Annotated in this window: 16 protein-coding genes and 1 tRNA gene; 3 read left to right on the top strand and 14 right to left on the bottom strand. The window is 62.7% G+C overall.

All coding sequences use genetic code 11. The annotated features are described in order from the left end of the window. Positions 1 to 95: 95 nt before the first annotated feature. The 4 genes from NKH63_RS08385 to NKH63_RS08370 all read right to left on the bottom strand — a co-directional run bounded on the left by NKH63_RS08385 (position 96) and on the right by NKH63_RS08370 (position 3,075). Complete coding sequence (locus NKH63_RS08385; RefSeq protein WP_023717429.1) at positions 96 to 584, bottom strand: NUDIX hydrolase; 489 nt, start codon at positions 582 to 584, stop codon at positions 96 to 98. 200 nt (positions 585 to 784) lie between these two features. Then, a complete protein-coding gene (gene gpt, locus NKH63_RS08380) occupies positions 785 to 1,285 on the bottom strand; it encodes a xanthine phosphoribosyltransferase (protein WP_352481145.1) in 501 nt (166 codons plus the stop codon). A gap of 127 nt (positions 1,286 to 1,412) precedes the next feature. Next, on the bottom strand, positions 1,413 to 2,246 hold the full coding sequence (locus NKH63_RS08375; RefSeq protein ID WP_352917818.1) for a universal stress protein: 834 nt from the start codon (positions 2,244 to 2,246) through the stop codon (positions 1,413 to 1,415). 79 nt (positions 2,247 to 2,325) lie between these two features. After that, a complete protein-coding gene (locus NKH63_RS08370; protein WP_352917817.1) occupies positions 2,326 to 3,075 on the bottom strand; it encodes a competence/damage-inducible protein A in 750 nt (249 codons plus the stop codon). Positions 3,076 to 3,222: 147 nt separating this feature from the next. Between NKH63_RS08370 and NKH63_RS08365 the strand changes: the two genes are divergently transcribed. Further along, complete coding sequence (locus NKH63_RS08365) at positions 3,223 to 4,209, top strand: alpha/beta fold hydrolase (RefSeq protein WP_352894798.1); 987 nt, start codon at positions 3,223 to 3,225, stop codon at positions 4,207 to 4,209. A gap of 97 nt (positions 4,210 to 4,306) precedes the next feature. On the opposite strand, the gene NKH63_RS08360 is transcribed toward NKH63_RS08365, so the two are convergent. The 8 genes from NKH63_RS08360 to NKH63_RS08325 form a co-directional block, all read right to left on the bottom strand. Further along, a complete protein-coding gene (locus NKH63_RS08360; RefSeq protein WP_023717433.1) occupies positions 4,307 to 5,200 on the bottom strand; it encodes a carbohydrate ABC transporter permease in 894 nt (297 codons plus the stop codon). 1 nt (position 5,201) lies between these two features. Next, positions 5,202 to 6,053: a carbohydrate ABC transporter permease gene (locus NKH63_RS08355; RefSeq protein ID WP_502896320.1), complete on the bottom strand. Its 852-nt coding sequence runs from the start codon at positions 6,051 to 6,053 to the stop codon at positions 5,202 to 5,204. A gap of 185 nt (positions 6,054 to 6,238) precedes the next feature. Continuing rightward, positions 6,239 to 7,564 (bottom strand): ABC transporter substrate-binding protein, encoded by a 1,326-nt coding sequence (locus NKH63_RS08350; protein ID WP_352481141.1) that lies wholly within the window; start codon positions 7,562 to 7,564, stop codon positions 6,239 to 6,241. 33 nt (positions 7,565 to 7,597) lie between these two features. Beyond that, complete coding sequence (locus tag NKH63_RS08345) at positions 7,598 to 8,683, bottom strand: ABC transporter ATP-binding protein (protein ID WP_352481140.1); 1,086 nt, start codon at positions 8,681 to 8,683, stop codon at positions 7,598 to 7,600. Positions 8,684 to 8,847: 164 nt separating this feature from the next. Then, positions 8,848 to 9,087, bottom strand: a complete 240-nt coding sequence (locus NKH63_RS08340) for a DUF2188 domain-containing protein (protein WP_023674770.1) — start codon at positions 9,085 to 9,087, stop codon at positions 8,848 to 8,850. Between the two features lie 28 nt (positions 9,088 to 9,115). Then, a complete protein-coding gene (locus NKH63_RS08335) occupies positions 9,116 to 9,409 on the bottom strand; it encodes a DUF982 domain-containing protein (RefSeq protein ID WP_352481139.1) in 294 nt (97 codons plus the stop codon). A 62-nt stretch (positions 9,410 to 9,471) separates the two neighbouring features. Then, complete coding sequence (locus NKH63_RS08330) at positions 9,472 to 9,789, bottom strand: SH3 domain-containing protein (RefSeq protein ID WP_023717438.1); 318 nt, start codon at positions 9,787 to 9,789, stop codon at positions 9,472 to 9,474. Between the two features lie 112 nt (positions 9,790 to 9,901). Continuing rightward, the gene (locus NKH63_RS08325; RefSeq protein WP_352481138.1) at positions 9,902 to 11,005 is read right to left on the bottom strand and encodes an NADH:flavin oxidoreductase/NADH oxidase; all 1,104 of its coding nucleotides are present in this window, start codon (positions 11,003 to 11,005) and stop codon (positions 9,902 to 9,904) included. Positions 11,006 to 11,157: 152 nt separating this feature from the next. Here NKH63_RS08325 and NKH63_RS08320 point away from each other — a divergent pair, with 152 nt between their 5' ends. Further along, complete coding sequence (locus NKH63_RS08320) at positions 11,158 to 11,736, top strand: NUDIX domain-containing protein (protein ID WP_023717440.1); 579 nt, start codon at positions 11,158 to 11,160, stop codon at positions 11,734 to 11,736. Between the two features lie 64 nt (positions 11,737 to 11,800). Here the strand turns inward: NKH63_RS08320 and NKH63_RS08315 are convergent. Beyond that, positions 11,801 to 11,886, bottom strand: a tRNA-Leu gene (locus NKH63_RS08315). A gap of 279 nt (positions 11,887 to 12,165) precedes the next feature. Between NKH63_RS08315 and NKH63_RS08310 the strand changes: the two genes are divergently transcribed. Further along, complete coding sequence (locus NKH63_RS08310) at positions 12,166 to 12,618, top strand: cupin domain-containing protein (RefSeq protein WP_023717441.1); 453 nt, start codon at positions 12,166 to 12,168, stop codon at positions 12,616 to 12,618. An 87-nt stretch (positions 12,619 to 12,705) separates the two neighbouring features. Here the strand turns inward: NKH63_RS08310 and NKH63_RS08305 are convergent, their stop codons facing one another. Further along, positions 12,706 to 12,921: a hypothetical protein gene (locus NKH63_RS08305; RefSeq protein WP_156948018.1), complete on the bottom strand. Its 216-nt coding sequence runs from the start codon at positions 12,919 to 12,921 to the stop codon at positions 12,706 to 12,708. Positions 12,922 to 13,145: the final 224 nt, after the last annotated feature.

Genomic DNA, 13,145 nt, shown 5'->3' with positions numbered 1-13,145 from the left:
CTGATTTCCGTTTTTGCAGCCACAAGCCTGGTGCCGACGCTCGAAGGCCCTTGGCCGCAGCGAAGACCATGCCGACTCGGAAGCCATGTGCCGACTCAGTTGAAGCGATGCGGGTCGGCACCGAAATGGGCGATGATCTGACAGAGGTCAGGCTCGTTGACCATGCGTACCGCCTCGGCGGCGCTGACCCATTTGCGGATGCGCGCCCGCTTTTCCTTCCACCGGTCGGCGACCTTGTCGACGTGCAGCGGAAACACCAGCACCTCGCAGGGCACTTCCTCGCCGGACGCCAGCACCTTGGCATAGAAATAGCGGCCGGCCTCATGATGCGAGATCGTGCCGCGCAGCCCGGCCTCTTCGCCGGCCTCGCGCGCCGCTGCTTCGCAAAGCGGCTCCTTTGCTTCCGGCCAGCCCTTGGGAAGCACCCAGCGGCCGGTATCGCGGCTGGTGATCAGCATGATTTCGACGCTGTCGCCGCTATCGCGCCAGGGCAGCGCTGCAACCTGAAGGCGGCACGGCGCCGTGCCGAAGAGCCGCCGGACTCTTTCGGCCAGATGGTTGTGCGTCGTTGGCCTCGTCAACATCGGAGAAGCTTGCCCCAGCTCCCAGAATCGTTTGCCGTCTCGTAAATCTTACGGCTAATCATAAGCAATAAAAGTAAAAAACTTCATGTGGACTGGTTAACCACTCCAATGGGCGTCGATTAAGGAAATATCGTGTGCCGGGGCCACTCCTTCAAGGAGTGCTCGACGCTGTCTTCCGACGGAAGCGGCGTTACCGCGAATCAGCCGGCGTGGTCGTCGGCGATCGGCTTTTGGTAGGTGAAGCCCATGTCCCAGGGAAAATAGATCCAGGTGTCCTGGCTGACCTCGGTAACGAAAGTGTCGACCATCGGCCTGCCTTTCGGCTTGGCATAGACGGTGGCGAAATGCGCCCTAGGCATCATCGCGCGCACGATGCCCGCCGTCTTGCCGGTGTCGGTGAGGTCGTCGATGATCAGCACGCCAGCGCCGTCATCGGCGAGCAGCGCCGGGGTGACCTCCTTCAGCACCTGCAACTGCCCCTGGCTGGTATAATCGTGATAGGAGGCAACGCAGACCGTCTCGATGATGCGGATGCCGAGCTCGCGCGAAATGATGGCGGCCGGAACCAGGCCGCCGCGCGTGATGCAGACGATTGCCTTCCATTGCCCCTTGTTGGCGCCGGCAAGCCGCCAGGCGAGCGCGCGTGCATCGCGGTGGAACTGGTCCCAGGAGACCGGGAAGGCTTTTTCGGGCAGGGACATCTTTCGCGCACTCCGCAAAGCGCGCATCGCGCGCAGACACTATGGAATGCGGGCGGAATTAACTGGAAAGGCTTGGCCTTGGCAAGGGTGCGGCAAAGCGATTGTCCAACCCGTGATCTCTATGAACTTACCGCGACAGGAAAGCCGCCACCGGCGCGGTGCGCAGCACCGTTCGCGTCACCCCGCCGAACAGCAGCTGGCGCAGCCAGGAATGGCTGTAGGCGCCGAGCACGAGCAGGTCCGCGCCCGATTCGGCGACCCTGGTCTGGATGATGTCGTCGACCGAGGCGCCGCCGGACCTCAGCACCGAGGCGCTGACGGTCGCGCCGTGCCTGGACAGCGAGGCGGCGATCTCGGCGCCGGCCGTTTCCGGCGCCTCTTCGAGCGTATCCGGCGGGTCGATGACGACGATGTCCGTCTTCTCGGCCTCGATGATGAAGGGCAGGGCATCGAAGGCCGCGCGTGCGGCCTCCTTGCTGCCGTTCCAGGCGAGCAGCACGTGCTTGAAGCTGGTGACCAGCGGACCCGAATGCGGCACCACCAGCACCGGCCGGCCGGCATCGTAGACCAGCGTGTCGACGTCGGCGCTCGGATCGCCGCTCGATTCGCGCTGCGCGGCGATGATCAGATCCGCGGTGCGAACGGTCGAGATACCGGTCAGCGCACTGTCGCCGGAAAAACTCTCGAGGCTGCGCCACTCGAACGACAGGCCGGAATTCTCGACGCGTTTGTGAAAGGCGGCCTGCAACTTCTCGGCGCGCTCCCGGTTCATGTCGGCCGAAACCTGCAGGAACTCGGTGTCCGGAAAGCCGGTGGCCGAGGTGTAGGGCACGGGCAGCGCCTCGGCATGAATGCCGATCAGATGGCTCTGGAACCGGCTGGCCAGCGGGATCGCGCAGTCGAGAACGCGCTCGGCGTCCTGTTCATTCTGCAATATGGCGACAATGGTCTTGAAGCGCATGGGCAATCCCTCAGTTTTTCGGCGATCCCACTCGTGACAAACGTCACGGCGCGATGCTTGGTTCCGTCACGCCTGCCGATCAGCCCACCCTGCTTGCCTTGGTCAGGCCCGCCACCATAACCTCTACATCGGCGCGTGCGGAGTCCAGCGCCTGCTGGCTGCGGGCACGCACCACCAGTTCGGTCCAGAATTTGCCGTCGCCATATTTCGGGTAGGAGCCGATGATCGTGTCCGGATGCGCCTTCTGGATATCGCCCAGCGGCCCGCCGATCAGGCCTTCGCCGAACGGGCATTCCACGGTTGCCGACAGCATTTTGGTGCCGGCCCGTAATGTCGGCACGACATTGTCGAGCATCGCCTGGAAAATCGCCGGCACGCCGGCCATGACATGGACGTTGCCGATGCGAAAGCCCGGCGCAACCGACACCGGGTTGTCGATGTGGTCTGCCCCGCGCGGCATCCGCGCCATGCGCTTGCGCGCTTCGGTGTATTCGATGCCGCGGGCAGCATAGCTTGCCTCCAGCAGGGCGTAGGCCCTGGCGTCGTATTCGCACGGCACGCCGAAGGCCTTGGCGATGGAATCGGCGGTGATGTCGTCATGCGTCGGGCCGATGCCGCCGGTGGTGAAGACATAGCTGTAGCGGGTGCGCAGCGCATTCACCGCAGCGACGATCTCGTCTTCCTCGTCCGCAACGATGCGCACTTCCTTCAGGTCGATGCCGATCGCCGTCATGATGTCGGCGAGGTGGCCGATGTTCTTGTCCTTGGTGCGGCCGGACAGAATCTCGTCGCCGATGACGAGCATGGCGGCGGTGACGATTTCGGTCATGGCAGGCTCCGGCAACGGGTCGCCTGAGATAGCGCGGCGAACGGCCGGCGGCAATGCCGCCAAACGACGGATCCACCTGTGCCACCTCCCTTGCAGTGGAACCTTCGGCGGGTGATGCTGCGCCGGTTTGGGGCCATGAGCAAGAACATGCCGGTATCGATTCTTCTATGGCTGCCCGGCGCGCTGTTTCTGCTGGCGCTCGTCGTGGCAGCTTATCCTGTGCTGGCGACGCTGCGGATTGCGGCGAAAGCCGAAAGGCTGGTGCCGGCCAGCGGTAAATTCATCGAGATCGACGGCAATCGCATCCATTATTTCGAGATGGGCGAGGGGCGGCCGATCGTCTTCCTGCACGGCCTTGGCGCGCAGCTTCATCAATTCCGCCACACGCTGTTCGGACGGTTCGGCCCGAACTATCGGCTGATCGCGCTCGACCGTCCGGGTTCCGGCTATTCGGTGCGGGCCAGGGGCGCCAGCGGGCGGCTACCCGAGCAGGCCGAGATCGTGCGGCATTTTATCGAGGCGCTTGGACTGCAAAAGCCGCTGATCGTCGGCCATTCGCTGGGTGGCGCCATCGCGCTGACGCTGGCTGTCGAGCATCCCGAGGCGGTTTCCGGTATCGCCTTGCTGGCGCCGCTGACCCATCTGGAGCCGGACGCGCGCGAGAAGTTCGGCCCGCTATACATTCAGTCGCCGCTGCGGCGCCGGATCATGGCTCACACGGTGGCGATCCCGGCGGCTCTCAGATACGCAGAACGCACGCTGGCCTTCATTTTCGCGCCGCAGGCGACGCCGGCCGACTATATGGTCGAGGGCGGCGGCTGGTGCGGGCTCAGGCCAAACCATTTCTATGCAACGTCGACCGATGTCGTGGCCATCGAGCACGACCTTGGCCGTATCGAGCAACGCTATCGCGAGATCACCATGCCGGCTGGCATTCTGTTTGGTGCTTCCGACGTCGTGCTGGGCATCGATATCCATGGCTGGCCGCTGATGGAAAAGATCAGCGGGCTCGATTTCGAGCCGGTCGAGGGGCTTGGCCATATGCCACAATTCGTCGGGCCGGAACGGGTCGTCGCTTTCATCGAACGCATTGCCGACCGCGCATTTGCGCCGAAGTCCGACACCAGCAGCTGACACGCTCCCAGAACCTCACGCAAAGGTGTGCAACCCGCCGCAGCCTCGGCCGGCAGGGTGCCTCGGGACATCCCGGCCGCCGGGAATACCTCCGAACTTATTCCTTCACGGCTCCGGTCATCGAGGAAACATAGTGCTCGACAAAGAACGAATAGAGCACCACCACCGGCAGCGAGCCGATCAGCGCTCCCGCCATCAGCGCCCCCCATTCATAGACGTCCGAGCGCACCAGTTCGGTGAGCACGCCGACCGGCACAGTCTTGTTTTCGGACGACTGGATGAAGGTCAAGGCGTAGATGAACTCGTTCCATGACAGCGTGAATGCGAAGATGCCCGCGGAAATCAGGCCCGGCACCGACAGCGGCAGCACGATCTTGGTGAGGATCTGCCAGCGGCTCGCCCCGTCGATCAGCGCGCATTCCTCCAGCTCGAACGGGATCGAGCGGAAGTAACCCATCAGCAGCCATGTGCAGAACGGGATCAGGAAGGTCGGATAGGTGAGGATGAGCGCGAAGGGCGTGTCGTAAAGCCCAAGGTTGAACACCATCACCGACAGGGGAATGAACAGGATCGACGGCGGCACGAGATAGGCCAGGAACACCGCGAGGCCGACCTGCCGCGCCCCGGAGAACCGCAAGCGTTCGATCGCATAGGCAGCGAACACTGCTGCCAGCAGCGACAGGAAAGTGGCGGCGGTCGAGATGATGATCGTGTTGAGCAGCCAGCCCGGATAGGACGTCTCGAAGAGAAGATAGCGGATATGCTCGAGCGTCGGATGCACCACCCAGAATGGATTGAAATTGGCGTAGTCGGTCATCTCGAGGTTGGGCTTAACCGCCGTGATCGTCATCCAGTAGAACGGAAACAACAGCACGATGACGAATATCAGCAACGGCAGGTAAACCGTCACCACGCGGCGCGGCACACTCTGCAGGTAGCCCATGCCGCCTTCGTCGAGTTCGGGGCGTTTGCTCGTTTCGATCGCGGTCATGTCAATCCCCGCCGCCCTGCTGCCATTTGCGGCGTTGCAGGCCAAAGTAGCTGAACAGGATCGCCGCCAGCAGGAACGGGATCATGGCGACTGCGATCGCGGCGCCTTCGCCAAGCTGGCCTCCGGAAATGCCGCGCTGGAACGACAGCGTCGCCATCAGATGGGTGGCGTTCACCGGCCCGCCGCGCGTCAGCACATAGATCAGCTGGAAATCGGTGAAGGTGAACAGCACCGAAAACGTCATGGTTATGGCGATGATCGGCGTCAGCAGCGGCAGCGTCACATAGCGGAACAATTGCCAGCGGCTGGCGCCGTCGAGCGTGGCGGCCTCGTAGAGCGACTGCGGAATCGTCTGCAGGCCGGCAAGCAGCGTGATCGCCACGAAAGGAATGCCGCGCCAGACATTGGCGGCGATGACCGAAGCGCGCGCATTCTCCGGATCGCCGAGGAAGTTGATGCGATGGTCGATCAGGCCCATTTCCATAAGCGCCCAGGACAGGATCGAGAACTGCGAATCGTAGATCCACCAGAAGGCGATGGCCGACAGCACCGTCGGCACCACCCAGGGCAGCAGGACGATCGCGCGGAAGAACGACTTGAACGGCAGGTTCTGGTTGAGGATAAGCGCCAGCCAGAGGCCTAGCGCAAACTTCAGGATCGAGGCGCTGATCGTGTAGAGCAAGGTGTTGAAGACGGAGAGCCAGAAGACGGCGTCATCCCACAGATATTCGTAGTTCTCGATGCCGATGAAGATGCCGGGGCGGCCGATGCGGGCATCGGTGAAGCCGAGCCAGACGCCGAGCCCGAGCGGATAGGTTAGGAAGACCAGCAGCAGCACCGCCGCCGGCAGCATGAAGCCGAAGCCAAGCGCGTTATGACTTTCAGACACGAACGTCAAAATGCGCGACAGCGTCGACCGGGGTGGCTGAGCGGCAGCGGAGGTCACGGCCATGGGTCGGCTCCTCTAAGTCTCATTGATCGGCCAGGCGGCCATGCGCGATTCGAAGCCGGGCAGCATGGCTGCCCGGCTGAATCCGCTCAAACGCGATAGTAGCGGTTTGCGCGCTTCTCGGCTTCTGCCATCGCTTCTTGCGGCGTCGCCTGGCCTGTCACCGCCTTGGCGAACATGTCGACCAGCACATAGTCGGCCATGGTCGCCGCCGAAGCATAGCCGAGCGGGCCGGCATAGCCGTTGGGCCGCAGCGTCGCCGAGGCCTTGGCGTAGGCGGCATTGTTCGGATCGGCCGTCCACACCGGGTTGTTGTCGAAGGCTTTGAGCGTCTGGCAGCAATAGCCCGCCGAGGACGTGATCCACTGCGACATTTGCTGTTCCTCGAACATGAACTGCAGATAGGCTTTGGCCGCATTGGGGTAGGGCGTGTAGTCGAAGATCACGGCCGTGGTCACCTGGAACAGCTCGACGGATTTCCCGACAGGACCGATCGGCAGGTTGGTCGTGCGCGTGTCCTTGGCGATTTCGGTCAGTTTCGGATCCTTGTCCTTGTTGATCTTGGCGGTGTTGTAGGCGGAAATGCCATTGGCGATCACGCTCAATTCGCCGGCCAGGTAGGCGCGGTTGTTGTTGACGTCGAGCCAGCTTTCGGTACCGGGAATGAAGGTCTTGTAGAGCTGTTGCGCGTATTCGATCGCCTTCAGCGTCTCGGGGCTGTTGATCGTCACCTTGCCGTTCTCGTCGACCATCTGGCCGCCATGGCTCCATAGCAGCCAGTGGGCGTAGTTGTTGCCGTCGCCGACGCCGTGGCCATGCGTGAAGCCGGCCGGGTGTCCCTTCGCCTGCAATGCCTTGCAAAGCTCGAGCAAGCCTGCCGTGTCCTTCGGAAATTCGGAGAAGCCGGCCTCCTTCACCCAGCTTTCGCGATAGACGATGGCATTGCCGATGGTCGCCAGCGGCAGGCCGAGGAACTTGCCTTGCCGCGTCGCATATTGCTTCGGTCCATCGTGCCAGCCGCCATATTTCGAGCCGAAATATTCGCCCAGTTCCGTCACGTCATGCAGCTTGTCGGGATATTGATGCGGGTCGTCGAACCAAACCAACATCAAGTCGGGGCCGGAGCCGACATTGGCGGCGACCGCTGCCTTGGGGCGGATGTCCTCCCAGCTTTCCTTGTCGACGCGGACCTCGACACCGGTCGCTTCGGTGAAGCGCTTGGTGTTGGCCAGCCATTGATCCTCGTCGCCCTGCACGAAGGGCGACCAGCGCAGCAGCCTGAGCTTGGCGCCGTCCTCGGGCTTGTACTTCAATCCCTCCTGGGCAAAGGCGGGAGAGCCGATGAGCCGGCTTCCCAAGGCTCCCGCCGCAGCGCCGGCGGTGGTGCGGATCACGTCGCGTCTGGTGAATTTCATGCTCGCTTCCTCCTGCTTATTGTCCGTGCCGTCCTACTGCTTGATGGGTGTTTCGAACCGCTGTCCGGTTTTGCCGTGAAAGAGATGGATGAGGCCAGGCTCGGCCGTAAGCCAGATGGTTTCGCCCGGCGTGAAGGAATGCCGTTCCCGGAAATTGGCGACGATCTCCTCGCCGCCGGCGGTTCGGCCGATGAGCTGCACTTCGGACCCTGTCGGCTCGACCACCACGACAGTGACCGGAATGCCCTGATTGTCGGATAGCCGCAAATGCTCGGGCCGTATCCCCAGCACGACCGGCTCACCATTGCCGATGGAAAGTGCCGAGGCCAACGGGACCGAAATCCCTCCGGCGCCGCGAAACGACGGCGAGCCGTCGCTTACGATCTCGCCCCTGAGCATGTTCATGGCGGGCGAGCCGATGAAGCTGGCGACAAAAAGATTGTTCGGCCGGTCGTAGAGTTCGAGCGGCGGCCCGATCTGCTCGACGATGCCGTCGTGCATGACGACGATCTTGTCGGCCATGGTCATCGCCTCGATCTGGTCGTGGGTGACGTAAACCGTCGTCGTCTTCAGGCGCTGGTGCAGTTCCTTGATCTCGGCGCGCATCTGCACCCGGAGCTTGGCATCGAGATTGGAGAGCGGCTCGTCGAACAGGAAGACCTGCGGATCGCGCACGATCGCGCGGCCCATGGCGACGCGCTGGCGCTGGCCGCCGGAAAGCTGGCGCGGATAGCGGTCGAGCAGCGGCAGCAGTCCCAGGATTTCGGCCGCGCGCCGCACGCCGGCATCGCTCTCCGTCTTGGGAACGCCCTTGAGCATCAGCGAGAACGCCATGTTCTCGGCGACCGTCATATGCGGGTAGAGCGCATAGTTCTGGAAAACCATGGCGACGTCGCGCTCTTTTGGCGCAACGTTGTTGACGATACGTTTGCCGATCGCGATCTGGCCGCGCGAGATCTTTTCCAGGCCGGCGATCATCCTGAGCAGGGTCGACTTTCCGCAACCCGAAGGCCCGACCAACGTGACGAACTCGCCGTCGTCTATATCGACGCTGACCCCGTGCAGGACCTCGACGGTCCCAAATGACTTGTAGACATCGCCGATTGCGACAGACGCCATCGATCTCCTCCCGACTGATTCCTGCAACGACTTCGAAGGAAACCGCTTTCTTGCCTGGGCCGCGACAGCGCCCAGGCTCCTCCCCGGTCACGCGCGATGTGAGACGGTAGCGCTACCAAACCGACCTGTAAAGCACGCCGGCATCACCTGGATATCGACACACCCTAATCCGAAACCTCGGTCTGCGGCCGGTCGCGGCCGTCGGCGAGCTCGTCGTGCCATTTGCCGTCGGCGTCCTCGTACTGGATGCCGTCGGTGTTGCCGGCGACCTGCTGTTCGGCGGAAGCGATCTCGGCGGCGCGCAACGCGTCCTGATGGGTGGGGAACGTTTCGGAGAATGTCGAGCCGACCTTGTAGGCCCAGCCTCCATCATGCTCGACGATCTTATAGGTCAGTTTCGCCATGAAACCCTCCGGTTGAAAGCCCGTTGCCTCAATGCAGCCTGTCATCGGCCAGTCTGTCGTCTGGCGGCTTGTCGTCCGTAACCAGCACCTCCGATTCCCTGGCGGCTTCGATCAGTGCCCGGCGTGCATCGGCCGTCGAACGATAACCTTCCAGCACTTTTAGGCAAGTGTCGAGGGCATCACGATGACGCGGCCCGCGATTGAGTGGCCAGACCGTCATCAGGCACTCCGCCGCCTCCTGGGCGCTGCGGATATGCCGATATTTGCCGACATGGCCGAGTTCGACCACGACCGGCTTTTCAAATGGCTTGCTGTCCATCATCGCCGCCAACGCGGAGCGGCCGATTTGGTTGCAACAGCTATTTTAGCTCAGGCGAAAATACCTCAATAGCCGCAGTCGTTGCGCAGCCAGCGCGCATTCGCCCAGCCGGCGCGGCCGCCGAAATCGACCTGGTACCAGTTTCCGCGACGGTCAAAGATCTCGGTTTGGTCGCCGTTGAACAATTGCCCGATCATGCGCGACGACGAGTTCGGCCGGGCCCGAACGGCGAGAAAGCCGCTTCCCGTTGCCAGATTGTAGTGCCTGGAAAGACCGTGCACCGTGCCTTCGCAATATTGCGCCCCGGCCGGCGTCGATGTGGCAAACGACAGCCCGGCCAAAACCGCGGCAGCAGCCGCAATGGAAATCCCCCTGAACGACATGTCTCTGCTCCCCCAACCTGCCGCGCCCAGCCGCGGCCCTCGCCACTCTACACCGGCAGAGGATCAAAGCGAAGCTATGGTTCCCTGTCCAGCGAGGTGAGAACCCGCCCCGTCAGTTCGCCGCCTTCATCCAATGCTGCATCGTCGTCACCGAGCGGGCAAGCTGCGGCGCCGGGTGGATTTTTTCGCCGAAGGTGGCCGCGGCGCGCCAGCCCCAGCGCGGATCGGCAAGGAAGGCGCGCGCCAGCGCCACCATGTCGGCGCGCCCATCGGCGACGATCGCCTCGGCCTGTTTCGGATCGTCGATCAGGCCCACGGCCCGCGTCGCGATGCCGGCGCCCTTGCGCACCGCTTCCGCCAGATGCACCTGGTAGCCGGGTCCGGACGGCAGCTTCTGCAACGGCGAATTGCCGCCGCTCGAGCAGCAGAGATAGGCGACGCCGACTTCCTTCAGCGCTTTTGCCGCTTCGATCGCATCCTCGACGTCGAAGCCGCCATCGACCCATTCCTTGATCGACAGCCGCGCGCCCAGCATCAGCCTGGGCACCGCCTTCTTCACCGCCTTGGCGATCTCGACGGCGAAACGCATGCGGTTTTCCAGCGAGCCGCCCCAGCGGTCGGTGCGCCGGTTGGAAAGCGGCGACAGGAACTGGAAGATCAGATAGCCATGCGCGGCATGCAGCTCGATGAAGTCGAAGCCGGCCCGCTCGGCCCGCCGTGCCGCTTCGGCGAAGCGTTCGATGATTTGCAGGATCTCGTCATCCTCCAGCGCCCGCGGCACCTGCCAGCCGGTGTCGTAGGCGATTGCCGAGGCCGACACGATCGGCCACGGATCCTGATCGGCATTCAGCGGTCCGCCGCCCTCCCAGGGTTTCCGGTTGGAGGCCTTGCGGCCGGCATGGGCAAGCTGAGTGCCGAATTTCGTGCCCGGCGCGGCGACGCGCTTGGCTGCATTCAGCGTGCGCCGCGCCGCCGCCTCATTGTCCTCGGAGTAAAGGCCGAGGCAGCCATGCGAGATGCGGCCGCGCCGTTCGACCTCGGTCATCTCGACGGTGACCATGCCGGCACCCGACATCGCCAGGTTCATCCAGTGATAGAGGTGCCAATCGCTGGCCGAGCCGTCCTCGGCCGAATACTGGCACATCGGCGCGACCGCGATGCGGTTGGGGAAGGTGAGGCCGTCGAGGGTGATCGGCTGGAAAAGAGATGAGGTCATAAAAACTCCGGAAAGGGTTGCCGCTATTTAGGCAGGCACTTGCAGATGCGCCAGACACGAGAGGGTGAACCGGCGCACTGGACCAATTGGTAGCCGGATTGCAAGAACCGCCGTTCGCGGCTACGCCTTGCCGCGGCAGCAGGGAGTCCACCATGGAAGATCGCATTCGCATCCGCTCGGAGGAAGTCCTGTCCGACGAATGGGCGGTTTTGAAAAAGACCGTCTTCGACTACCGCCGGCGCGACGGCAAATGGGAAACGCATACCCGCCAGACCTACGATCGCGGCGACGGCGCGGTGATCCTGCCTTTCGATCCCGAGCGCTCGACTGTGCTTCTGGTGCGGCAGTTCCGCTACCCCGCCTACGTCACCGGCCACAAGGAGCCGCTGATCGAGGCCTGCGCCGGCCTGCTCGACGAAGACGATCCCGAAACCTGTATCCGCAAGGAGGCCGAGGAGGAACTCGGCTATCGGCTGAAGGACGTGCAGCGGCTGTTTTCGCCCTATATGAGCCCCGGCAGCGTCACCGAGCGGCTCTGGTTCTTCGTCGCTCGCTACTCGCCCGCCGACCGCATTTCCGACGGCGGTGGCGCCCATGACGAAGGCGAGGACATCGAGGTTCTCGAAATGCCGCTCGACGAGGCGCTGGCCGGCATCCACGACGGTCGGATCATCGACGCCAAGACCATTATGCTGATCCAGCATTTGAAGCTGAACCCGATTGGGGTGTGAGGGGCCCAGAACTGGGTCGAGCGCCCGGTCTCCAGTTACGGAGACTATCAAACGAGACCAAATCTGGTGCGGACGACGGGAATCGAACCCGTACGATCAGAGATCGAGGGATTTTAAGTCCCTTGCGTCTACCAATTCCGCCACGTCCGCAGGCCAGCCCTTTTCAGCCGCCAGCCAAAGGCCGTCAAGCCGTCTTCTGCCGTCGACAAATCTGGCACTGGAAGCTAGCGAGGCCGATCACCTACAGTGATACAAACAAAATCGTTTCACCTGGAAATGTTTTTAGCGGCAGCTTCCGCGGCTACCGCGAATGCGCGTCCCCCGTTCGCAGGATGCGTTCGGGCGCTCTGCCCTGGTAAGGCTCGAAGTGGCAAGTGGATCGGCGCTCCGATACTCGACGCCATCCTCTACAAACACTGGGAGATTGTCATGCTCAAGCTTGCCTCTGCCCTGGCACTGCTGCTTGTTGGGACGGCGCCTCTGTTTGCCGATGAGATGCCGATGAACGCCAAAGACATCAAATGGGGTCCTGCTCCTGCTGCCATTCCCGCTGGGGCGGAAATGGCTGTTGTCGCGGGAGATCCCTCAAAGGACGGCGCCTTTGTGCTGCGGTTGAAGACACCCGCCGGCTACAAAATTGCCGCACATAATCATCCCACCACGGAATACGTAACGGTGCTTTCCGGCAACTTCCATGTTGGAATGGGCGATAAGTTCGACGAGGCGAAAGGCGTCGAACTGACTGCTGGCGGCTTCGGCGTCGCGCCGGCCGGAATGAATCACTTCGCCTGGACGACAAGCGAAACGATCATCCAGGTTCATGGCGAGGGGCCATTCAAGATCACCTACGTCAACCCGGCAGACGATCCGAGCAAGAAGTGACAGTTCGCGATCGAATTGATTGAACCGGCCGAAGGCTCGAACGATGGAGTGCGTCAAACTCCGCGAGCGTCGATTCAGAAGGATCCTCTAACGAGACGAAGGCTGATTGGCCGCAACGGAATCGTATTCCGCCTGGGCCATTTGCCATGAATGGCGCAATAACAAAAAAAACCCGCCTCGGGAGGACGGGTCGTTGGAGCCAATTGGCACCATACCCAAATTAGTAGCATAGCTGCCGGCACAAAGCAAGAACAAAGTTGCTGCGGCCGGCACAAAATGCCCTTGGCGATTGGCGAAAGCCATGGCGCATCGATCTCCCTCCTTGAGGGGGAGATGGCAAGTTGTGGCAAGAGGGCAGGCCAGGGGGGGTCGTCGCGCGTCGAGCGCCAGCCTGTTTTGTTCGCGGTAAAGGTTCGCGTCAGGATGTCCCGACCCCCTCTGTCGCCTTCGGCGACATCTCCCCCTCAAGGGGGGAGATCTGCAACTTCGCCGTCGGCGCTTACTTCCTCGCTGGTCAAAATCCTCGC

This window comes from Mesorhizobium sp. M0960 (assembly GCF_040319055.1).
Lineage (GTDB): Bacteria > Pseudomonadota > Alphaproteobacteria > Rhizobiales > Rhizobiaceae > Mesorhizobium.
The sequence above is the reverse complement of the archived record's forward strand: the minus strand, read 5'-3'. Positions and strand labels throughout refer to the sequence as shown.